Raw genomic sequence first — 21,904 nt, 5'->3', positions numbered from 1 at the left:
CCAGCCCCTTCCTGCGGCCGGTTGCGGTCGTTTCTCTGGTCAGGCATTGGGCCCACCTGCGGTGGTGGGTTTGGTGGGCGGGGCATTGGGGCGGGGGTAGATGACGGGCCAATCGGACGAGATCTGTTGCGAGATCGGCGGGCGGGGCCGTGGGTGGTTATCGTCGGGACCATGACCACCGTGATCCTCGTTCTGCTGTGTCTGGCGATCGGAGGGCGCGAGCTCTATCTGGCGTCCGACAAACGGCTCCCCCGCGCACAGGCTGAGCTGCGCGAACTGCGCAACCAGGTGGCCGAGCTCGCGCGGCGGCACGACGCGCTCAAGGCGGTGGTGGACGAGGCGTCCGAGCCCGCCGGGATCCCGATCCCGCCCCCGCTGCAGCCGGAGGCCCCGCCGAGCGAGGTCGTCGACCGGCTCGACTCCGTCGGCGGGCGGGTCGATCGGCTGGAGAAGCAGCTCGGCGACATCTCCGACGAGCTGGCGGGCCTCGATCTCGACCGCGACGCGCAGCACGCCCTGGCCCGGTCGCTGGACGCGGTGGAGCAGGACGTCCAGGAACTGCACCGCGAGATGCTCGACCGCCTGGACCGGGAGGAGGGCGTCGTCACCGGCGTCCTGCTGAGCGAGGAGGGCGAGGCGGAGGCCCTGCTCGCGGAGGCGTACGAGCGGTGCGCCGCCGAGTACGGGCTGCGGGTCCGGGTGCGCGACCAGCGGTCCGGGCAGGCGACCGGGACCTACTGGGGGACGGTCTACCAGCTCTCCGGACGCCGCCCCGAGGTGCTCGCCGAGGATCTGTTCTCCTACGTCCGGGGCCTGTACGACCCGCGCGACTCGTCGGCGCTGAACGCGCTGCTGACCGAGCTGGCGGCGCTGCGCGGCGGCGGCGTCGCGCGGTTCGGGCCGTTCACGGCGGTCAGCACGCAGAGCGCGCTCGTCTGCGGCGTCCTGCCGGACCAGGACGCGCCGCCCGCCGAGCCGTGGCAGCTCGTCGACCATCTCCGCGAGCTACCGGCCGACCGGCGGAGCGACCTGTCCTGGCTGCGCACCGACGACTGATCAGGGCCGGACGAAGCGGGGCGCGCCGCCGCCCGCCCGGTCCACGCCGAACGCCAGCAGGCACCGCGGCACGCGCGCCGCGTCGACCTGGAGGCAGAGGCCGAGGCCCAGGTCGGGGTCGACGAAGACCACCCGGCGCAGGGCCCGCAGCGCGCGGCGGGTCCGGGCGCGGGTCTCGGGACGCGCCGGTTCGAGCAGCGTCCCGGTGACGACCCGTCCCGCGTAGCGCCACAGGACCGCCGAGTCCAGGACCCGGACGCCCGCGGACGCCAGATGCGCGACGATCACCACGCCGCTGTCGTCGTCCTCCGCCGCGTTCGGAGCGAGCCCCTCGCCCTCTCCGGGAAGCGGACGCGGCGCTCGCGGCCCGCCGACCGCGCGGTGATACCGGAGCGGGTCCAGGGTGTCGATGACGAATGCCCCGGCATAGGGGCGCGACGCTCGCGGAGGCCCTTTCGGTGCGGTGCGCGCCGGGCGTGTGCCCAGGTGAGCGCTCAGGTCGAAGACCATTCCCGCGTCGTCCAGCCATGCCGGGACGCCGATTCCGGCCGCGGACTTCCGGTCGAGCGCGTCCATCATCCGCCACAGTTCGTCGGTGCGGCCGGACAATGTCGCCGCCATTCCCAGTCCGGGGAACGCCCCTTCCAGGACGGCGAGCGTCGCCCGCCAAGTCGTGCTTCCGACGAATTCGGCGACGAACGCGTCCGCCAATTCCATGCGGCGGCCGGGATCGGCCATCGGGCCGGGACGGACGGCCGCGTCCGCGGGCGCCCATCGCGTCGCCGTGACGTCCGGCCTGGTCACCGAGGGCGGTTCGGCGGACAGGCCCTTGCTCGGGAGGAACGGCTCGTCGTCGCGTGGTGCGTGCCGTCCCGCGGACGGCTCCTTGGAGAGCGGATCGGCGCCCGGCCCCCACCCGGGCCCGCCCGGGTTCTCCGGGGACGGCTCACCGGCTCGGGGCGCGGGGACGCCGGGCGTGCCGCCCGGTCGCGGCGGCGACGGCTCGTCGGCCGAGGACTCCCAGGTGGACGGCCCGCCCGGCGGCTCGCCGAAGGACGTGTCGGACGGCTCGCGTCCCGGCCACGACGACGCGCCCGGCTCCCCGCCGGTGGGCACCCCGGCCTGCGGGGTGATCCGCGGATCGTGCGGCTGCCACGACGGGGACGAACCGGCCGAGGCGGGCCCGCCGGAGAGCGGATCGTCCTGCGGAACGGGACCCGGTTCGTGAGGCTCCCACCCCGCGCCCGCCTCGCCGCCCTGGAGCGGGTCCCGCGCCGTCGCGGACGGCGATTCGGGATTCGGCGGCGGAGTCACGCCCGGGGAATGCGGCTCCCACCCGGAGGAGGACGGTGTCTCAGCAGCGGGAACACCACCCGCGCCCCCGACCGGACCAGGTTCGGACGACGACCCCGCACCCTGGGACCAGGTCGGCCGGGTCTCCCCCAGTGTCTCCGGGTCAGAGGGCGTGGCCTCCCCTTGGGGCCAGGGCTGCGGGCCCTGCCCGGACGCGGCACCGCTCTGAGCCTGCGGGTCGAGCGGCGATGGCCCGGCCTGAGACCAGGGGCGCGAGGTCTGGCCCGGCGCGCCGCCTCCCGAAGGCTCCGAGGCGGGCGCCGGTCCACCTTGGGACCAGGTGTGCGGGGTCTCGCCCGGGGTGTCGCCTTCCGAGGGCGCTGAAGCTTGCGTCCAGGGCTGCGCGGGCTGGCCCAGAGGGTCGCCTTCCGGGGACGCTGCGGCCTGCGTCCAGGGTTGCAGGGGCTCACTCGGGGTGCTGCCCTCCGAGGGCGCTGCGGATTGGGACCAGGGTTGCGGGGGCTCGCCCGGGCTGCCCTCCGGGGACCCCGTGGCTTGGGACCAGGGTTGCGGGGGCTCGCTCGGGGTGCTGCCCTCCGGGGACCCTGCGGGTTGGGTCCAGGGTTGCGGGGGCTCGCCTGGGGTGTTGCCTTGCGGGGGTGCTGCGGATTGGGGCCACGGTTGCGTGGGGTGGCCTGGTGTGGTGCCGCTCTGGTGGGGGGCGGGGGGTGGTGTCGCGGCTTGGGGGCTTGTCTGCGGCGGTGGGGTCGGGGTGCCATCGGTCTGGACGGGGATCCAGTCGGAGGGCGGCGAGGCGTCCTGCGGAGTGGTGCTGCGGCCCGCCACGTGGACGTCCCCCGGATATGGGCCGGGACGTCGGCCGGGTGTCACGTCTCCCGAAGCGGGAGGGTCCGCGGGGCCGGGGTCTGAGGGGCCGGGGTCATCGGGGCTTGGACGGTCGCTCGGGCCGAATCTCACGGTGTCGATCCTGCGCTCTCTTCAAGATCATCGGCAAGTTTCATCGGCGGCCTTCGGGGGTGCCGAAAAGGGCGTCGCACAGGGCCTCCAGGCTGTCCGGGGCGGTCTCCTGCGGAGCGGCCGCCGAGGGGACGGCCTCGTTCCCCCCATTCCTCAGACGCTCCGTTCCGGTCGCCGGGTCGCCTCCCGCGGGGAGGACGGTCAAAGCGTTCTTGTCCAGGCGCAGCCGGACCGACACCTCGCCGTGCTCCGGATCGTCCGTCCCCTGGGCGGCGGCGATGTCCCGGCGGCCGACGGAGATGACCTCCGGGACGTCCACCACCAGGGCTCCGGCGTGCAGCGCGTTGAGCCACAGGTCGAGGACGCGGTGGGCGAGGCCGTTGAGCAGGCGCCCCCACGGTTCGACCAGGTCGCCGGGGACGTCCTCCGTCTGCAGCTCGGGCAGCCCGTACCGCCCGAGGCCCTTCGTGGTGAAGAAGAAGCCGCGCGGGCCCGAGGTGTGCGGGAGGAGCATCCAGTCGGTGAGCCGGACGGCGCCGTCCGGGCCGGGCAGGGAGCGGCGGAGATGCTCCCTGCCGAGGATCTGCGGGGTGAACGCGTCGATCACGGGGGCGTCCACGGCGGCGCCGAGCGCGCCCGCGATGGCCCGGGCCGCCCACTCGTGTGCGGGTGGACGGCCCGGGCGGAACGCGGCGCGGACGGCGAGAAGGTGGGCGGCGCCGTCCACCGCCGCGAGGTCGGCCGCGGCGGCGCCGTAGGCGGCGAGCAGGTCGCGGGGCAGCGGCGGGAACCCGGACGCGGGACGCTGGTCGAGGGTCAGCATGGGGCTGTCGAGCATCCCGAGGACGAGTTCGCGCAGCGGCGGCCGGGTGTGCCGCGTCACCTCGTCCCTGGCCAGCACCGCGGGGTCGGAGATCGGCGCGGGCAGCGCCAGCGCGTAGGTGGCGTAGAGCGTCTCCGGCACGGGCAGCGTCAGACTGGAACCCAAAACCTCGTCCCCCGTCGGCCTCGATGAGCGTCCGTCACCTTCGATCTGAGCGGACGAGGCCGTTGGAAACTAACTGTCGCCGCCGGGACATTTACCTCACAAAACCGCGAGCCAGGCAACAACCGCAACTCGGACGACGACGGCTCGGCCGGTCAACCGGGCAACCGGTGCTCGAACCACACGACCTTCCCGCGTTCGGCGCGGTGCGTCCCCCAGCGCTCGGACAGGAAGCTGACGAGCTGGAGCCCGCGCCCGGACTCGTCGGTGGCGTCGGCGTGCCGGAGCCGGGGCAGGTCGGCGCCGTCGTCGTAGACCTCGCAGAGCAGCGTCATGCCCCTGATCAGGCGGAGCCCGATGGACCCGGCGCCGTGCACCAGCGCGTTCGTGACCAGCTCGCTGACCAGCAGCTGGACGGTCTCGGTGAGCGGTTCGAGGCCCCATTCGGCGAGCTTCGCCCCGGCCTGCGCGCGGACCCACGGGACGGTGCTCGGCACCGGATCGAGCTCCCAGGCGGCGACGTCGTCCTTGGGGATGCCGTCGAAGCCGACCGCGACGATGGCGATGTCGTCGGCGGGGGTGGCGGCGGCGAGCGTGTCGAGCAGCGAGTCGCAGGTGACGTCGAGGTCGGGGGTCGCCCCGGTGAGGCGGCCGCGCAGCTCGTCCAGGCCCTGCTCGATGTCGCGGTCGCGGCGTTCGAGCAGGCCGTCGGTGCACAGGACGAGCTGCGACCCGTCCTCGACCTCGATCTCCATCGCCTCGAACGGCTCGCCGCCGACCCCGATCGGCACCCCCGGCGGGACGGACAGCACGCGGCTGTCGCCGATCGCCGACACCAGCACCGGCGGGACGTGCCCGGCGTTGGCGAACGTGCACCGCCGCTCCACCGGGTCGTAGACCGCGTAGAGGCAGGTGGCGAGGTAGTCCTCGCCGAGGCGGCGGGCGAGGCCGTCGAGCTGGCGCAGCAGCCGGGCGGGCCGCATGTCCTCCCCGGCGAGGGCGCGCACGGCGGTGCGGAACTGGCCCATGATCGCGGCGGAGGTGAGGCCGTGCCCCATCACGTCCCCGACGACGATCCCCAGTCGGCAGCCGGGCAGCGGGATCGCGTCGAACCAGTCGCCGCCGACCTGGGCGGCCTGCTCGGCGGGACGGTACCGGTACCGGACGCGCGCGCCCGCGACGTCCGGCGGGTCGTCGGGCAGCATGCTGCGCTGCAGCTCCTCGGCGACCTGGACCTCGCGCCGGTACAGCCGCCCGTTGTCGATGCAGAGCGCGGTGCGGCGGGCCAGCTCGTCCACCATGGCGAGGTCGAGCTCGCCGAACGCGGGCCGGTCGGGCTTGCGGACGAGCTCGAACGTGCCGAGCACCCGGCCCCGCGCGATCAGCGGGACGATCAGCAGCGCGCGCCCGGTGAGCAGCGGACGCAGGTCGCGCCCGCCGAACGAGGCGGCGAGCAGCTCGGCGCGCCCGGCGCCGACGCGCGGGATGTGCACGGGCCGCCCGGTGCGCATGGCCTGGACGAACGGCGTGCCTGGCGCCAGGAGCAGCGCCTCGCCCTCGGGGACGACGTCGTCCCACCGTCCGGGCTCGTCGTTGTGGACGACCGCGACGCGGCGCATCTGCGTGGTCTCGTCGACCTCGCCGACCGGCGGCGCCGAGTCGGCGACGACGCGTTCGAGCAGCTCGACGGCGGCGAAGTCGGCGAGGCGCGGCACCAGCACCTCGGCGAGCGCGCGGGCGGCCTGCAAATGGTCGAGCGAGCTGCCGATCTGCTGTCCGGCCTCGCCTAGGTAGGTCAGGGGTTCCCTCACGGCCATCGTCTCCAATCCCTTTTCAGGGCGCGGAATCGGGGCGGGGGGCGGATGCGGCGCATCCGGGCGCGGACTACGGGGCGGACGAACTGGTCGGGGCGGGGTCGCGCGCCGGGGCGGGGCGGCGACGGGACGGGGCTCGGCCGGGGCGGGGCCGGGCGCCGGGGAGGCGGGGTCTTCGCGCGGGGTCGGGTGCCGGGCGGGCGGGGCGGGCGGCTCTCCCTCGGTGCACGGCACGATCGGCAACCGGATGGTCAGTCCGAGGGACAGGGCCGGGCGGCCGAGCCCGATCACCCGCGCCGCGATCCGCTCGGACGCGGCCGGGCCCATCGGGGCGAGCATCTCGGCCAGCCGGGCGGCGAACGGCACGGCGTCCCCGCCGTCACCGCCGCCCGCCCCGTCACCGGCTCCGTCACCGGCTCCGTCGCCGCCGCGCGGGGCGTGGCCCGGCGGCGCGAGCGCGGGCTCGACGCGCAGCAGCCGGGCCCCGGCCTCCCGCCTGACGGTGCCGTCCGGCGGCTCGATGGGCAGGTCGCCGACGGTGACGCAGGGGCCGTCCCGGCGGAGCCGGCGCAGGTCGGCGGCCAGCGCGAGGACGCTGACGTCCGGCCCGCCGGGCCCGGCCCGGCCGCCGTCGATCGGGTACACCCACCAGCCGACCTCGGCGCGCTCCCCGGTGTCGACCCGCGGGACGGCGCAGGCGCCGCACCACACGTGGCCGAAGATCCCCGGCTCGAAGGCGCCCCGGTTCTCCGGCGGGAGCCGCAGCAGCGACGCGGGCGAGCGTCCGACCGCCTGGAGGCGGCCGACCCCGAACAGCTCGGCGGCGGCGTCGTCCCAGTGGCTGATGCGACCGCGCCCGTTCAGCGCGATGGCGGCCATCCGCGCCATACCGAGCAGGTCGGTGATGACCATGCGATCCCCCTTTCCGGGCGCGAACTGATGCAGACGCTCCCGGCAACTCGCAGTAAAGGAGACGTTACCTCTTGTAAGAATTCCGCGCTGGAGGTCGGCGGAACTCGTCCGAGTGAGCGCTCACTCATCGGCCCCGCGACGTGCTAACGTCCAGGACAGGCGGCCTGTGCGGGACGGCCAGGGAGACGAGAGACGGGAGGCCCGGTGACGGCGGGCTCGACGGCCAGGTCAACGACCAGGTCAACGGCGGGGTCAACGGCGGGGTCAACGGCGGGGTCGATGCGGGAGCGGATCCTCGCGGCGGCGGTCGAGGTGATCCGCGCGCGCGGGATCGTCGCGGCGACGACCAAGGAGATCGCGCGGAGCGCGGGGGTCTCCGAGGGCAGCCTCTACAACCATTTCGCCAACAAGACCGCCCTGTTCGCGGCGGCGCTCGGCGAGGTCACCGGGACGGCCCGCGCCGCGATGGCGACGCTGCTCGCGTCCGCCGGGCAGGGCACGGTGGAGGAGAACCTCGTCCGGCTGGCGTCCGACATGGTCCGCTTCTACGGCGAGCTGCTGCCGATGACCGGTCCCGTCCTCGCCGACCCCGACCTGATCGCCTGGCTGCGCGACGACGGCCCCGCCAGGGCGCAGGCGCCGAAAACGCACCCGAGCGCGCCGCAGCCCGGGCAAGCACAGATGGACGCGGCGGCCAAGACGCGCGCGCGGGCCGAGAGTGGCCAGGACGCCGCGACGCCGCCGCGCGGCGCCCCCGGCGGCCCTCCGGCGGGCCCTCCCGGCGGGCCGACGGCGGGCCCGGTGATGGGCCACGCCGCGCTGATCGGGTACCTGGAGGCGGAGCAGCGGGCGGGACGCCTGTCCCCGGACGCCGCCCCGCCGTTCCTCGCGGCGGCCCTGCTCGGCGGCTGCCAGCAGCACGCCTTCCTCACCCGGCTGGCGGGCGCGGACGCGGTGGCGGCGGGCGCCCGGCTGCCCGCGGCGCCGGAGGAGTTCGCGGCGCGGCTCGTCCGGACGGTCCTCGCGGGCCACCTCCCCTAGGCCCCGGCGAAGGGGCCTCGCGACCGCTCCCGGACACCGCCGTCCACCGCGCGCGACGCCCGGATGACCGAATGCGGCTTAGTACGCCGAAGGCCCATTGACACCTTTCCTCCCCCGGCAGAAGATCACGCCGCCCCCACGTCGATCTCCTGCAAGGGAGGCGCGATGTCGCGCACTGTGTTCCGGCGCCGAAGACTGACCCCGGTCCTCGCCGCCGCCGCGCTCCTGATCGGAGCGCTCAACGCGGCCCCCGCCGCGGCCGCCCCGAAGCCGTCCCCGGCGTCCGGCGCGGCCGTGGACGTCTACGCCGCCGAGCTGACCTCCGCCCAGGTCGGCACGCTGAACCGCCTCGGCCTCGACCGCGAGGACGTCAAGCTCTCCAAGGGCGCGAAGAAGGACACCGTCCACGTCGAGGCCGTGCTGAGCCAGGCCCAGGCCGCCGCGCTCAACCGGCAGGGCCTCGGCCTGACGGTGAAGAGGGTCGGCGGCAAGGACGCGCGGCAGCGCGCGCTGGCCGCCCCCGCGCCGAAGGTCTTCCGCCCCTACTCGGGCGCCGGGAACATCCACGACGAGCTGGTCAAGGTCGCCGCCGACCACCCGTCCATCGCCACCGCGGTCGACATCGGGACGTCCCTGCAGGGCAAGCCGATCACCGCCGTCAAGGTCACCAAGGACGTCCGCGGCCACCGCGAGCGCCCGGTCGTCGTCTACCAGGCCGCCCAGCACGCCCGCGAGTGGATCACTCCGGAGATGGTGCGGCGCCTGCTCCACTACTACGTCGAGGGGTACGGCACGAACCCCGAGACGACGAAGATCGTCGACACGACCGAGCTGTGGTTCATCCCGGTCGTGAACGTCGACGGCTACGACCTGACCTTCCAGGACGGCTTCCGCCTCTGGCGCAAGAACGCCCGCGACAACAACGGCGACGGCCAGATCACCGGAGCGGACGGCGTCGACCTCAACCGCAACTTCCCCTACAAGTGGGGCTATGACAACGAGGGCTCGTCCGACCAGCCCGCCAACCAGACCTACCGGGGCAAGGCGGCGGGGTCCGAGCCCGAGACGCAGGCGCAGGTGGGGCTGTACAAGAAGCTCCGCCCGGCCTACCTGGTCAACTACCACTCGGCGGCCGAGCTGCTGTTGCACGGCGTCGGCTGGCAGGCCCTGACCCGCAGCCCGGACGACGTGATCCACGACGCGCTGCTCGGCGACATCGACCACGCGGCCGTCCCCGGCTACACGCCCGAGCTGGGCGCGCAGCTCTACACGACGAACGGCGACACCGACGGCCTGGCCGACAACGTCTACGGCGCCCTGTCGATCACGCCGGAGATGGCGACGTGCGCGACCGCCGCCCGCTCCGACCCGAACGACCAGTGGGAGCCCGGCGACTGCGCCAGCGACTTCGAGTTCCCGGACGACGAGAAGCTGATCTCGAAGGAGTTCGAGAAGAACCTGCCGTTCGCGCTGTCGGTCGGGAAGTCGGCGCAGAAGCCGGACGAGCCCGTCTCCGCCGTCGGACGCACCGCGCCCGACTTCGAGACGGACGGCTTCACCACGTCCTACGGCTCGTCGCAGCGGGTCGCTTCGGTGATCCGCCGGTCGCTCCGGCACAAGGAGCTGAAGTACCGGGTCAACGGCGGGCGCACGCGCACCGAGGACGTCCGCGAATGGCGCGGCGGCGAGCGCTTCGGCGACGAGAACAACGTCTACTACGCCGAGTACCGCGGGAAGATCGAGCGGCAGAAACCCGGCGACAAGGTCGAGGTGTGGTTCACCGGCAGGAAGGGCCACAAGGACGTCGAGAGCAAGCACTTCACCTACACGGTCCGCGACCAGAAGAAGGCAGACGTCCTGGTCATCGCGGACGAGGACTACACCGGCGTCAACCCGACCTACCCGCCCGGGACGAACGGGCCGCGCTACGCGCAGCAATACGCCGACCTGGTCAAGGCCGCCAAGCACCGCCCGCTGGTCTGGGACATCGACAAGGACGGCGTCCCGCACGACCTCGGCGTCCTGAAGCACTTCAAGGCCGTCGTCTGGTACCTGGGCGACAACCGCCTCACCCAGGACGCGGCCGACGACCCGGTCAAGACCTACCTGGGCGACCAGCCCGACTCGCAGGTGGCGGACCGGGAGAAGGACCTGCTGCTGTCCGTCCGGTCGTACCTGAACGAGGGCGGCAAACTCCTCCACGCGGGTGAGACGACCGGGTACTACGGCCCCGTCAGCCGCCTGAACGGAGGCGGCATCTACTACGGCCTCAAGGGGCACCCCGAGAAGCCGTGCGTCGTCAAGGGCAACTTCCGCGACGACTGCGAACTGCTGTCGGACGACTTCTTCCAGTACTACCTGGGCGCGTACGACAGGCAGCGCGTGGGCGCGCCGACGACGTTCACCGGGGACAAGGCGCCGTTCGACGGCGTCACGGCCAAGCTGACCGGGACGCCGAGCAACCCGGTGAACGAGGCGGGCGGGTTCCAGGTGACCTCGACCGTCCTGCCCGCCGCCCAGTTCCCGCAGTTCACCAGCTGGAAGGCGGGCGACTACGCGGGCGCGGCGGCGCCCACCGAGCCCGTCGAGGGCCAGTGGTACGTCGCGGGCCCGCACCAGGACGGCCTCTACCGCCGCCTGACCCGGACGATCGACCTGACCTCGGTCACGGCCGCGCAGGCCCCGGCCCTCCAGGCCCAGATCTCCTACAGCACGGAGACGGGCTTCGACAACGTCATCCTCGAAGCGCACACCTCCGGCGCCGAGGACTGGACGACGCTGCCCGACAAGAACGGGAGGACGAGCACGGCCGTCCCGGAGCAGTGCGAGCAGGGCTACCTCCTCGACATGCATCCGTTCCTCGGCCACTACCTGACCAGGGGCAACCCCTGCGGCAACACCGGATCGTCCGGCCAGTGGAACGCCATCACCGGCAACTCCAACGGCTGGGTCCCGGTCGCGTACGACCTGTCCGCGTACGCGGGCAAGAAGGTCGAGGTGTCCATCGCCTACGTCAGCGACCCTGGCAGCGGCGGAACCGGCCTGTTCATCGATGACACCAAGGTCACCACGACCGCCGGGACGGTCGACGCCGAGGGCTTCGAAAGCGGCCTCGGCCCCTGGACGGTCCAGCCCGCGCCGCCCGGCAGCCCCGGCAACCCGGCCGAGTTCGCCCGCGCCCAGGCGCTGATCGACTCGGTCTCGTCGGTCGCGACCCGGGACACCGTCCTGCTCGGCTTCGGGATCGAGCAGGCGGCGCCCGCCGACCAGCGGACGCTCGTGGCGAGGGCGCTCCGGCACCTGATCGACTGACCGCCGGGTCCCCGGGAGCCGCCGCCCCCGGGCTCCCGGGGACCCCCTATACCGCCTGTTCAGCACCGGTACGAGCGGAACACGACCCGATGTGATGGACGACACGTGGCCGCGCGCAACCTTTCGGCCCCTTCCGCGCGTCTTACCTGAGGAAGACCACCGACGGGTGGAAGCGATCCGATCGCGCCCGGCCCGCGACGTCCCGGGAGACCGGGGTCGCCCTGGCGAAAGCCGATCCACGCGGACTCCCGGCCGCCCCTCAGCGCGAGGCCGGCGGCCCATCCGAACCCGTCGGGAACGGTGGCACGTACCACATTACGGAGGGCGGTCGGTCCGCCCGGTCCGCGCGTGCCCCCGAACACGCGCCAGCAACCGGCCCGCCAGCCGGGCCTCTACCTACGGGGAGCGACGATGACCGCTGTGAACACGCCCGTCCGCCGGGCCGGGAAGGGCCCCGCGACCGTCGACAGCACGCGGCGCTACGAGCGCGACGTCCTGCCGCTCGCCGACCCGCTGTACGCCAGCGCCGTCCGGATGACCCGCAACTCCGCCGACGCCGAGGACCTCGTCCAGGAGACCCTGGCCAAGGCCTACGTGAACTTCCACCAGTTCCAGGAGGGCACGAACCTCAAGGCGTGGCTGCACCGCATCCTGACCAACAACTTCATCAACACCTACCGCAAGAAGCAGCGCGAGCCCCAGCGCGCGGGCTCGGAGGAGCTGGAGGAGTGGCAGATCGCGCAGGCCGAGGCGCACTCGTCCGGCTTCCGGTCCGCCGAGTCCGAGGCACTGGACCGCATCCCCGACTCCGAGGTGGTCAGCGCCCTGCGCGCCCTCCCCAAGGACTTCCGGGACGCGGTCTACCTGGCCGACGTCGAGGGCTACCCGTACAAGGAGATCGCGGAAATGATGGGCACCCCCATCGGCACCGTGATGTCCCGCCTGCACCGGGGCCGCAAGCAGCTCCGCGAGGCCCTGGCCGACCACCGAGCCTCCCACGTCCTGGCCGCGTAGCCCCGAGCCCCCGACAAGATCCCGCAGTTACCCCGTGACTGCGGGATCTTTCGTTTCCAGCAACAACCAGCATCGATACAACTACCCTTAGTAAAACTAAGTGTTAGCGGCGACCCCAGCCCCCTCCGCAACCCCGCGACAACCGAAATCGTCGCGATCGCGTCCGAAGGCAGGTTCGAGCGAAGCGAGAACCTGATCGCGAAGCGAGCCGCAAGGCGAGCCGAAGCGATGCAGCGATCGCACGCCTTGCACGACGATGGAGGGCCGCCAAGGCCCGAAGGAGGAGTGCAAGGCAATAAATAGGGTAGAGCGGACACGGGCGAACGCGAGCCGCCGGCGATCGGAAGGATGTGCGCGCGATGCCACCTAGGGTCAGCGACGTGATGACGGCGCAGCCGCTGACACTGCCGCTCGACGCGACGCTGTACGAGGCCGCCCTGGTCATGCGGGACGAGGGCATCGGCGACGTCCTGGTGACGTTCGCGGGACGGCTGTGCGGCGTGGTCACCGATCGCGACATCGTGGTGCGCGGGGTAGCCGAGGCCCGCGACCCGGCGCGGACGCCCCTCGGGGACGTGTGCACGGCGGAGTTGACGACCCTCCATCCGGACGACGACACGGGGACGGCGGCGCGGCTGATGTCGGAGCAGGCCGTCCGGCGGCTGCCGGTCGTGGACGCCGAGCACCGCCCGATCGGGATCCTGTGCATCGGCGACCTGGCGGTCGCGGACGGCGAGCGCGGCCCGCTCTCGGCCATCAGCAAGGCCCCGCCGAACAACTAGCGAGACGACGAGCCGCGCGACGGGCGAGCGACCGGCAGGCGACGAGCCGCGCGACGGCGTGGAGCAGGGCGACATGAACCAGCGTGACCAGCGACATTACGGACGGGGCGACGGCCAGGCGCCGCCGGTTCCGCCGCCCGCCGGGGAGGCTAGTGTCAGAGGGGTGACGTCCAGCGAAGTCGTTCTGACCGACCAGCTCGCGCTGGAGATCGCGCGGCTCGGCATGGTCGGGGAGTCCTCCGACGTCGGCACGCTGCACCGGGTGACGGAGCTCGCGGCGCGGGTGGTGCCGGGGTGCGCGGGCGCGGCGAGCGTGCGGTGGGCGCTGCCCGAGCTGCCCGGCCTGCCGACCGACCCGGCGCACGACGTGCCGCACGTCCCGCCGCAGAGCGCGACGCCGGACGCGGCGTCCCCGGCGGCGGGCGCGGTGGAGATCAGGCCGGAGCCGCTCGCGGCGGCGGCGAGCCATCCGGACCTCGCCGAGGTGACCGACCGGCAGCTCGCCCGCGGCCGCGGGCCGATCTTCGACGTGGTGCTGGACCGGCGGCCGCTGTCGTCCGACGACATCCTCGGCGAGACCCGCTGGCCGGACGCGGTGTCGGACATGCTGCGCCGCGGGGTGCGCTGCTTCACGACGTCCCCGCACCTGAACCCGCCGGTCCTCGTGACGCTGACGCTGTACGGGGTGACGCCGAAGGCGCTCGGGGACGGGCGGCACGCGCTGGCGTCGCTGCTGATCGCGCAGGGCAGCGCGGCGGTGTCGAACACCCAGCAGTACGACGACGTCCACCGGACGGCGATGCAGTTGCAGGAGGCGGTCGAGGCGCGGGCCGTCGTCGACCAGGCGAAGGGCATCTTGATGCACGCGCTCGGATGCGACGCCGACGAGGCGTTCGCCGAGATGCGCCGTATCTCACAGACACGTCATGTGAAGCTCACCGCGCTCGCCCAGCGTATCGTCGGCGATCAGGGCCTTCCCTAGATCATGACGCTAGGCGCATGCCGAGGCTGCGCATAAGCTTCGACCAGACCGCGTGGAGCGGCTGCGACGGCCGGGGTCCCGATGATCATGGCCCCGGCCGGCCGGGCCCGGGCGGGGAGCGACCCTGGTTCCACCCTGAGGCGCGGACGAGAGGGAGACCGGATGCGCGATCAGCCCGACCAGCTCGAACCCGAGACCCTGATGCGGGAGATCTCGGACCTCGAAGGCCGCATCGGCGAGCTGCGCCAGGCCGCCGGCGTGCCGGAGCCCGATCTGCGCGCGACGCTGGACGCCGCGCTGGTCGAGCTTGAGCTGGCGCTCACCGTGCTGCGGACGATGGGCTCCGAGCACACCGGCGAGCAGGGCGGGTCGGCCGCGGCGGAGACCGAGCGGCGGGTGCTGCGGACCGTCTTCCAGGACGCCCCCGTCCCGCTTTTCCTGTTGGACCGCGGCACCAGCGTGCGGCGGGCGAACCGGCAGGCCGCGGCGCTGCTCGGCACGTCGGCCGGGTACGTGTCGGGCAAGCAGTTCACGGCGTTCTGCGACATGGCGACCCGCGCGGCGGTGCGGTCGCAGCTCGCGGCGGTCGTCCGGACGGGCCGCCGCCGCCGCGTCCAGGTCCGCTTCCTCGGCCGCGACCGGCCGGTGGACGCGGTCGTGACGCTGGCCCGGGTGTGGATCCGCGGCGAGCCGGACCCGATGGTCGTCGTGGCGGCCGGGCCGCTCAGTCCCCCGCCGGACGAGCCGCCCGCGGGGCCGGCCACGGTGAAGCAGGCGAAGGGCCGTCCGGCGGCGGCGTCCGCGCGGGCGGACGCCGCGCGGTCGGGCGGGCCGCCGGGCAAGACCGGCCCCGCCGCGCCGCCGTCGGACGACGAGGCGGTCGCGACGATCGTCCACCGGATGGACGTCCTCGCCACGGCCAGCGAGCTGCTCCTCGACGAGCCGGTCTTCAACGAGACGGTGGCGGTGCGGCGCTGCGCCCGGCTGCTCGCCGCCGAGCTGGCCGACTGGGCGTTCATCGACCTGACCGGCCCGGACGGCGGCCCGAAGAAGCCGGGCCAGGGCGGGGTGAGCGCGACGCCCACCCTGCGCCGCCAGGTCGTGATGGGCCCCGAGGACGAGCATTCGGTGGAGGCGGCGCGGATGCTGGAGGAGGTCCAGCCCGCCGAGAACACGCTGCCGCACACCGTGTACGTGACGAGGCAGAGCGCGCTCCGTCCGCACCTGGAGAACCTCGACGTGCTCGGCGTGTGCCCGGACGGCCAGCCCGTCTGCGGGAAGATCGGCGTGACGTCGGTGCTGAGCGTCCCGATCGAGGACGGCGACCGCGCCATCGGCTCGATCACGCTGGCGGCGAGCGGCGAGTACGGCCCGTTCGACCTCATGGACCTCGGGGTCGTGCAGCGGCTCGGCCGCTACCTGGCGCTCGTGATCCGGGCGGCGCGGCTGTACCGGCGGCGCGCCGAGGTGGCCGAGACGCTCCAGGCGGGGCTGCTGCCGAAGGCGCTGCCGGTGATCCCGGGCGTGCGGGTCGCGGCGAAGTACCTGACGGCGACGCACGGCTCGGAGGTCGGCGGCGACTTCTACGACGTGTTCCGGACGGAGGACGGCTGGGGCCTCATCCTCGGCGACGTGTGCGGCAAGGGCGAGGACGCGGCGGCCGTGACGTCGACGGCCCGGCACTGCGCCCGGCTCGCGTCCCGGTGGAGGTCGCGTCCGGCGGAGGTCCTCGGCATGGTCAACGAGGCCCTCCTCGACGAGGACCGGTTCGTCACCGCCGTGATGGCCGGGCTGACGCTGGAGCCGGACCGGGTGGTCGTCTCGCTGGGCACGGCGGGCCATCCCCCGGCGGTCGTGGTCCGCGCGGACGGGATGATCAGGTCCGCGTCGCGCGGCGGCGTCCCGCTCGGCCTGTTCGAGGACTTCGAGCCCGGCGTCGACACCGTCGAGCTGAACCCCGGCGACACGCTCGTCCTGCATTCGGACGGCGTCCTCGAAGCGTGCGACATGCTGCGGCAGGAGTTCGGGCAGGAGCGGCTGCTGGAGGCGCTCGCCGCGCACGCGGGCGACACGCCGGAGGGGCTGCTCGCGGGGGTGGAGCAGGCGCTGCTCGACTTCTGCGACGGCGACCTGCGCGACGACGTGTCGATGCTCGCGCTGCGCGTGGAGCCCCCGTCGCTTACCTAGACGGCCGCCCAATGAGTTGGACATCACTGACATAGCGGACTGCCGTCCGCTGTGCGGGGTAGATCGCCTGCATGAGCGCCGATTCCGCCGACAAGCCCCGCAACGAGACCGAGCACGAACGTCTCGACCGGCAGTTGATGGAGCTTCTGCAGGGGTTCCGCGTCGCGGTCACCGGCGTGCAGGTGCTGTTCGCGTTCCTGCTGACCGTGCCGTTCTCCGCCCGGTTCAGCAAGGTGGACTCCACCGGCCGCCCGATGTTCTACGTCGCGCTGTTCGGCGCGGCGGTCGCGTCGATCTGCTTCATCGCGCCCGTGTTCCAGCACCGGATCCTGTTCCGGCTCGGGCAGAAGGCGCTGCTGATCAAGCGCGCGAACCGGTTCGGGATCGTCGGCGCGTTCGCGCTCACCGTGTCGATCACCGCGGCGACGACGCTGATCGTCGAGTCGCTGGAGGACGAGGCCGCCTGGACGGCCCTCACGGCGGCGGCCGTCCTGGCGCTGTGCGGGTGGACGTGGTTCGTCCAGCCGTACCTGACGCGGCTCAGGGCGCACCGGCGCCGCGCCGCCGACGGATAGGACCCCTGACCGGGACGGCCAGGGGCCCTTGGGTGAGGCTCAGTAGGCGCGGCCGAAGATGACGCGCTTGCCGTAGGCGGACGGGCGGCCGCACTTCACGCACACGCCCGTCTCCTCCGGGGCGTCGGCCGGGATGACCCGGGGCGTCGCGGCGGTCTCGGCCTTGATCTCGTCCTCGCAGGCCGTCTCGCCGCAGTGCAGCGCGCGGGCCCAGCCGGACGCGACCTGCGCGGTGAACGCGTCCCAGCCGTCCACGGCGGCGGTGTGCTCCTCGCGGAACGCCTCGGCGCGGGCCAGCAGGAACGACTGGAAGTCGGCGAGGATGCCGGGCAGCAGCTCGGGCAGCTTCTCCAGCGGGACCTGCTCCTTGCCCTGCCCCTCGACGGTCGGCAGCCGCCGCACCAGCGTGCCGACCCCGGCCTCGATGTCGCGCTTGCCCAGCTCGATCCGGACCGGGACGCCGCGCATCTCCCACTCGTTGAACTTGAAGCCCGGGGAGAGCTGCGGGCGGTTGTCGTCGACGTGGACGCGGATGCCCATCGACTTGATCGCCGCGCCGAGCCGGCGGGCCTCGGCGGCGGCCTGCTCGCCCTGCTCCTTGCGCCCGATCGGGACGATCACGACCTGGTAGGGCGCGAGCCGCGGCGGCAGCACGAGCCCCTTGTCGTCCCCGTGCGTCATGATCACGGCGCCGATCATGCGGGTGGTCATGCCCCAGGACGTGGTGTGCGCGAGCGTCAACTTGCCCGCCTCGTCCTGGTACTGGATCTCGAACGCCTTGGCGAAGTTCGTGCCGAGGTAGTGCGACGTCCCGGCCTGGAGGGCGCGGCCGTCGCGCATCATGCCCTCGATCGTGTACGTGCGGACGGCGCCCGCGAACCGCTCGCCGGGCGTCTTCTCCCCCGCGATGACGGGGATGGCGGCCAGCTCGCGCGACACGCCCGCGTAGGCGTCCAGGGCCCACATCGTCTCGCGCATGGCGTCGTCCTCGTCGGCGTGCGCGGTGTGGCCCTCCTGCCAGAGGAACTCGGTCGTCCGCAGGAAGAGGCGGGGCCGCATCTCCCAGCGGATCACGTTCGCCCACTGGTTCAGCAGCAGCGGCAGGTCGCGGTGCGAGTCGATCCACTTGGCCATGTACTCGCCGATGATCGTCTCCGACGTCGGCCGGACGACGAGCGGCTCCTCAAGCTCCTTGCCGCCCGCGTGCGTCACGACGGCGAGCTCCGGGGAGAAGCCCTCGACGTGCTCGGCCTCGCGCTTGAGGTAGGACTCCGGGATCAGCAGCGGGAAGGAGGCGTTGTCGTGCCCCGCGTCCTTGATCCGCCGGTCCAGGTCGGCCTGGAGCAGCTCCCACACCCGGTAGCCGTACGGGCGGATGACCATCGTGCCGCGCACCGGACCGCGGTCGACGAGCTGCGCCTGCACCACCAGCTCGTTGTACCAGGCGGAGAAATCCTCGCTCTGCGGCGTCACACCTTCTCGACTCACGGCAAACAAGGGTACTGACCGGCGGGACCGAGTAATAACGCTTTCCCCGACGGGTCGCCGGGCGGCGCTTCGCTACCCTCTCGGGATGCGCTGGTCCCAGATGTTCGCGCCCACGCTCCGCGACGACCCGGCCGAGGCTGACGCGCCGAGCCACCGGCTCCTCCTGCGGGCCGGGTACGTCCGCCAGCTCACGGCCGGGCACTACTCCCTGCTGCCGCTCGCGGTGCGCGTCCGGGCGAAGATCATCCAGATCGTGCGGGAGGAGATGGACACGATCGGCGCGCAGGAGATGCTGCTGCCCGCCCTGCACCCGGCGGAGCCGTGGCGGCGGTCCGGCCGCTGGGAGCTGATGGGCGCGGAGATGTTCCGCCTCAAGGACCGGCGCGGCGCCGACCACGCGCTCGGCATGACGCACGAGGAGATCTTCGCGACGGTCGCCCGCGAGCTGAGCTCCTACCGGCAGCTCCCGCAGCAGTGGTACCAGTTCCAGACGAAGTTCCGGGACGAGCCGCGCCCCAAGGGCGGCCTCATGCGCACCCGCGAGTTCACGATGAAGGACGCCTACAGCTTCGACCTCGACCGGCCGGGGCTGGACGCCTCGTTCGACGCCTACCACGGCGCCTACACGCGGATCTTCGCGCGGCTCGGGATCCCGGCGCTGCCGTGCGACGCGTCCAGCGGGACGATGGGCGGGTCCGGCTCGACCGAGTTCATGTGCCCGTCCGAGGTCGGGGAGGACTTCGTCGTCCACTGCCCGAACTGCGGGTACGCGGCGAACATCGAGCGGGCGACCTCGGCGCTGCCCGCCGCGTCCGACGGGCCGGGCCTGCCCGCGCCCGAACGCTTCGACACGCCCGGCGTGCGCACCATCGAAGACCTGCTGGCCTATGACGCTCCCGGCGACCGGCAGGTGAAGACGCTCGTCTACGTGCTGGACGGGGCGCTCACGCTCGTCCTGCTGCGCGGCGACCACCCGCTGAACGAGCAGAAGCTCGTGGACGCGACCGGCGCCGCCGAGATCCGCGCCGCCGAGCCGGAGGAGATCCAGGCCGCGCTGGGCGCGCTGCCGGGCAGCCTCGGCGCGGTCGGCGTGTCCCTCCCGGTGATCGCGGACGAGGCGCTGCGCGGCCGCCGCGACATGTTCACCGGCGCCAACGTCGACGACACGCACCTTCGCGGCGTGGACGTCGAGCGCGACATCGAGGTGGGCCGCTGGGCCGACCTCCGCGAGGTCGGATCCGGTGAGCGGTGCGTGCGGTGCGGTGAGCGGCTGGAGATCCAGCGGGCCATCGAGGTCGGGCACATCTTCAAGCTCGGCGACAGGTACGCTCGCGCGCTCGGCGTCGAGGTGCTCGACCCGGACGGCCGCCGTGTCCCGGTGATCATGGGCAGCTACGGGATCGGGATCGAGCGGGCGATGGCCGCGATCGTCGAGACCCACAACGACGAGCGGGGCATCGTGTGGCCACTGTCGGTGGCGCCGTTCCAGGTCGCGGTGGTGGTCGCGCAGTCCGACGACGCGGAGGTCTCCGAGGCGGCCGAGGACGTCTACGCGGGCCTCCGCGCGGCGGGCGTCGAGACGGTGATCGACGACCGGGCCGAGCGCGCCGGGGTGAAGTTCCGCGACGTGGAGCTGACCGGCATCCCGTTCCGCGTCACGGTCGGGCGCCGCGGGCTGGCGGAGGGGGTCGCGGAGGTCACGTCCCGCGCCACCGGCGACACCGACAAGATCGCCCTGGACGCCGTCGTGGCGCACGTGCGGGCGCTGGCCGCCCCGTAATTGGTTTGACGGGGTCGGTCCGCCTTTCCGAGACTCGACGACCATGGGACACGTCGAGGTCGGGCACGTCCGCCACACGCTGCCGGACGGCCGCGTCCTGCTGGACGACGTGTCGTTCCGCGTCGGCGACGGCCTGGTGGCCGCGCTGGTCGGGCCGAACGGGGCCGGGAAGACGACGCTGCTGCGCCTGATCGCCGGTGACACGGCGCCGCAGGAGGGGACCGTCGCGCACAGCGGCGGCCTCGGCGTGATGCGGCAGTTCATCGGCGGGATGCGGGACGACTCGTCCGTCCACGACCTGCTGCTGTCGGTCGCGCCGCCGCGGGTGCGGGAGGCGGCGGCCACCGTCGAGGCCGCCGAGCTGGTCATGATGGAGCGCGACGACGAGCCCGCCCAGATGCGCTACGCGACGGCCCTCGCGGGCTGGGGCGACGCCGGGGGCTACGAGATCGAGGTGCTCTGGGACGCCTGCTGCGTCGCGGCGCTCGGCGTCCCGTACGAGTCGTGCCGGTGGCGCGAGGTGCGCACGCTGTCCGGCGGCGAGCAGAAGCGGCTCGCGCTGGAGGCGCTGCTGCGCGGCCCCGACGAGGTCCTCCTGCTGGACGAGCCCGACAACTACCTCGACGTCCCCGGGAAGCGGTGGCTCGAAGACCGGCTGCGGGAAACGTCCAAGACCGTCCTGCTGGTGTCGCACGACCGGGAACTGCTCGACCGGACGGCGGAGCGCATCGTCACGGTCGAGGCGGGGCACGTGTGGATTCACGGCGGCCGCTTCGCCACCTATGCCGCCGCGCGCCGCGACCGCAACGAGCGCCTCGAAGAACTGCGCCGCCGCTGGGACGAGGAGCACGCGAAACTGAAGGAACTCGTCAACACGCTCCGGAACAAGGCCACGGTCAACGACGGTTTCGCGTCCCGGTACCGGGCGGCGCAGACGCGGCTGCGCAAGTTCGAGGAGGCGGGGCCGCCCGAGGTCCCGCCGCGCGACCAGAACCTCAAGCTGCGGCTGCGCGGCGGGCGCACCGGCAAGCGCTCGGTGATCTGCGAGAACCTCGAACTGACCGGGCTGATGAAGCCGTTCGACGCCGAGGTCTGGTTCGGCGAGCGGGTCGCGGTGCTCGGCTCGAACGGGTCGGGGAAATCGCATTTCCTGCGCCTTCTCACCACCATCGCGGAAACGCTGCCGCGGGGCGCGGCGCCCGCGTCCCCCGTCGCGTTCACGGGCACGGCCCGGCTCGGCGCGCGGGTCGTCCCCGGCCTCTTCGCGCAGACCCACGCCCGTCCCGACCTCGCCGGGCGGACGCCGTGCGAGATCGTCATGACCGAGCACGCCCGGCTCCGCAACGACGCGATGAACGCGCTCGCCCGCTACGAACTGCAGCATTGCGCCGAGCAGCCGTTCGAGACGCTTTCGGGCGGGCAGCAGGCGCGCCTCCAGATCCTCCTCCTGGAACTGGGCGGCGCCACCCTCCTGCTCTTGGACGAGCCGACCGACAACCTCGACCTCGCCAGCGCCGAGGCCCTCCAGGAGGGGCTGGAGTCGTACGAGGGGACGGTCCTCGCGGTGACCCACGACCGCTGGTTCGCCCGCGCCTTCGACCGCTGCCTGGTCTTCGGCGCGGACGGCTCCGTCTACGAGTCGGCGGAGCCCGTCTGGGACGAGACCCGCGTGGCGCGCCCCCGCTGAGCCGCCGCCGAGCGGCCT

Annotated in this window: 14 protein-coding genes; 10 read left to right on the top strand and 4 right to left on the bottom strand. The window is 73.3% G+C overall.

Annotation, left to right across the window (positions count from 1 at the left end; all coding sequences use genetic code 11):
- Nucleotides 1-171 precede the first annotated feature (171 nt).
- A complete protein-coding gene (locus ACH01S_RS23515) occupies nt 172-1,056 on the top strand; it encodes a hypothetical protein (RefSeq protein WP_067895222.1) in 885 nt (294 codons plus the stop codon).
- On the opposite strand, the gene ACH01S_RS23510 is transcribed toward ACH01S_RS23515, so the two are convergent.
- From ACH01S_RS23510 to ACH01S_RS23500, 3 genes are all read right to left on the bottom strand, one after another.
- Nucleotides 1,057-2,370 carry a hypothetical protein gene (locus ACH01S_RS23510; protein ID WP_067895220.1) on the bottom strand — a complete coding sequence of 438 codons (1,314 nt, stop codon included), beginning with the start codon at nt 2,368-2,370 and terminating at the stop codon, nt 1,057-1,059.
- A gap of 997 nt (nt 2,371-3,367) precedes the next feature.
- Nucleotides 3,368-4,315, bottom strand: coding sequence for a hypothetical protein (locus ACH01S_RS23505; RefSeq protein ID WP_174564905.1), 948 nt, complete (start codon nt 4,313-4,315; stop codon nt 3,368-3,370).
- A 152-nt stretch (nt 4,316-4,467) separates the two neighbouring features.
- On the bottom strand, nt 4,468-7,038 hold the full coding sequence (locus tag ACH01S_RS23500) for an ATP-binding SpoIIE family protein phosphatase (RefSeq protein WP_067895214.1): 2,571 nt from the start codon (nt 7,036-7,038) through the stop codon (nt 4,468-4,470).
- A gap of 279 nt (nt 7,039-7,317) precedes the next feature.
- Between ACH01S_RS23500 and ACH01S_RS23495 the strand changes: the two genes are divergently transcribed.
- From ACH01S_RS23495 to ACH01S_RS23465, 7 genes are all read left to right on the top strand, one after another.
- Nucleotides 7,318-8,079: a TetR/AcrR family transcriptional regulator gene (locus ACH01S_RS23495; protein WP_067895211.1), complete on the top strand. Its 762-nt coding sequence runs from the start codon at nt 7,318-7,320 to the stop codon at nt 8,077-8,079.
- A gap of 165 nt (nt 8,080-8,244) precedes the next feature.
- On the top strand, nt 8,245-11,391 hold the full coding sequence (locus tag ACH01S_RS23490; RefSeq protein WP_067895208.1) for a M14 family metallopeptidase: 3,147 nt from the start codon (nt 8,245-8,247) through the stop codon (nt 11,389-11,391).
- A gap of 411 nt (nt 11,392-11,802) precedes the next feature.
- Nucleotides 11,803-12,405: a sigma-70 family RNA polymerase sigma factor gene (locus tag ACH01S_RS23485; RefSeq protein WP_067895205.1), complete on the top strand. Its 603-nt coding sequence runs from the start codon at nt 11,803-11,805 to the stop codon at nt 12,403-12,405.
- A 359-nt stretch (nt 12,406-12,764) separates the two neighbouring features.
- A complete protein-coding gene (locus ACH01S_RS23480) occupies nt 12,765-13,187 on the top strand; it encodes a CBS domain-containing protein (protein WP_067895202.1) in 423 nt (140 codons plus the stop codon).
- A 163-nt stretch (nt 13,188-13,350) separates the two neighbouring features.
- Nucleotides 13,351-14,169: an ANTAR domain-containing response regulator gene (locus ACH01S_RS23475; RefSeq protein WP_246236590.1), complete on the top strand. Its 819-nt coding sequence runs from the start codon at nt 13,351-13,353 to the stop codon at nt 14,167-14,169.
- A 162-nt stretch (nt 14,170-14,331) separates the two neighbouring features.
- Nucleotides 14,332-16,356, top strand: a complete 2,025-nt coding sequence (locus tag ACH01S_RS23470) for a SpoIIE family protein phosphatase (protein ID WP_067895200.1) — start codon at nt 14,332-14,334, stop codon at nt 16,354-16,356.
- Nucleotides 16,357-16,427: 71 nt separating this feature from the next.
- Nucleotides 16,428-16,931, top strand: a complete 504-nt coding sequence (locus ACH01S_RS23465) for a DUF6328 family protein (RefSeq protein ID WP_067895197.1) — start codon at nt 16,428-16,430, stop codon at nt 16,929-16,931.
- Nucleotides 16,932-16,970: 39 nt separating this feature from the next.
- Here the strand turns inward: ACH01S_RS23465 and proS are convergent, their stop codons facing one another.
- Complete coding sequence (proS, locus tag ACH01S_RS23460; RefSeq protein ID WP_246236589.1) at nt 16,971-18,419, bottom strand: proline--tRNA ligase; 1,449 nt, start codon at nt 18,417-18,419, stop codon at nt 16,971-16,973.
- Between the two features lie 85 nt (nt 18,420-18,504).
- On the opposite strand from proS, the gene ACH01S_RS23455 reads away from it, so the two are divergent.
- Nucleotides 18,505-20,199 (top strand): proline--tRNA ligase, encoded by a 1,695-nt coding sequence (locus ACH01S_RS23455; protein WP_067895191.1) that lies wholly within the window; start codon nt 18,505-18,507, stop codon nt 20,197-20,199.
- A 43-nt stretch (nt 20,200-20,242) separates the two neighbouring features.
- Nucleotides 20,243-21,886: an ABC-F family ATP-binding cassette domain-containing protein gene (locus ACH01S_RS23450; protein ID WP_067895188.1), complete on the top strand. Its 1,644-nt coding sequence runs from the start codon at nt 20,243-20,245 to the stop codon at nt 21,884-21,886.
- Nucleotides 21,887-21,904 lie beyond the last annotated feature (18 nt).

The sequence above is a fragment of the Actinomadura chibensis NBRC 106107 genome (assembly GCF_001552135.1).
In the GTDB taxonomy this organism is placed as follows: Bacteria; Actinomycetota; Actinomycetes; order Streptosporangiales; family Streptosporangiaceae; genus Spirillospora; species Spirillospora chibensis.
The sequence above is the reverse complement of the archived record's forward strand: the minus strand, read 5'-3'. Positions and strand labels throughout refer to the sequence as shown.

Coding starts and splice junctions, on each gene's coding strand:
- ACH01S_RS23515 (WP_067895222.1), top strand. CDS start 172: ATGACCACCGTGATCCTCGTTCTGCTGTGTCTGGCGATCGGAGGGCGC.
- ACH01S_RS23490 (WP_067895208.1), top strand. CDS start 8,245: ATGTCGCGCACTGTGTTCCGGCGCCGAAGACTGACCCCGGTCCTCGCC.
- ACH01S_RS23470 (WP_067895200.1), top strand. CDS start 14,332: ATGCGCGATCAGCCCGACCAGCTCGAACCCGAGACCCTGATGCGGGAG.
- ACH01S_RS23495 (WP_067895211.1), top strand. CDS start 7,318: ATGCGGGAGCGGATCCTCGCGGCGGCGGTCGAGGTGATCCGCGCGCGC.
- ACH01S_RS23480 (WP_067895202.1), top strand. CDS start 12,765: ATGCCACCTAGGGTCAGCGACGTGATGACGGCGCAGCCGCTGACACTG.
- ACH01S_RS23455 (WP_067895191.1), top strand. CDS start 18,505: ATGCGCTGGTCCCAGATGTTCGCGCCCACGCTCCGCGACGACCCGGCC.
- ACH01S_RS23450 (WP_067895188.1), top strand. CDS start 20,243: ATGGGACACGTCGAGGTCGGGCACGTCCGCCACACGCTGCCGGACGGC.
- ACH01S_RS23465 (WP_067895197.1), top strand. CDS start 16,428: ATGAGCGCCGATTCCGCCGACAAGCCCCGCAACGAGACCGAGCACGAA.
- ACH01S_RS23485 (WP_067895205.1), top strand. CDS start 11,803: ATGACCGCTGTGAACACGCCCGTCCGCCGGGCCGGGAAGGGCCCCGCG.
- ACH01S_RS23500 (WP_067895214.1), bottom strand. CDS start 7,038: ATGGTCATCACCGACCTGCTCGGTATGGCGCGGATGGCCGCCATCGCG.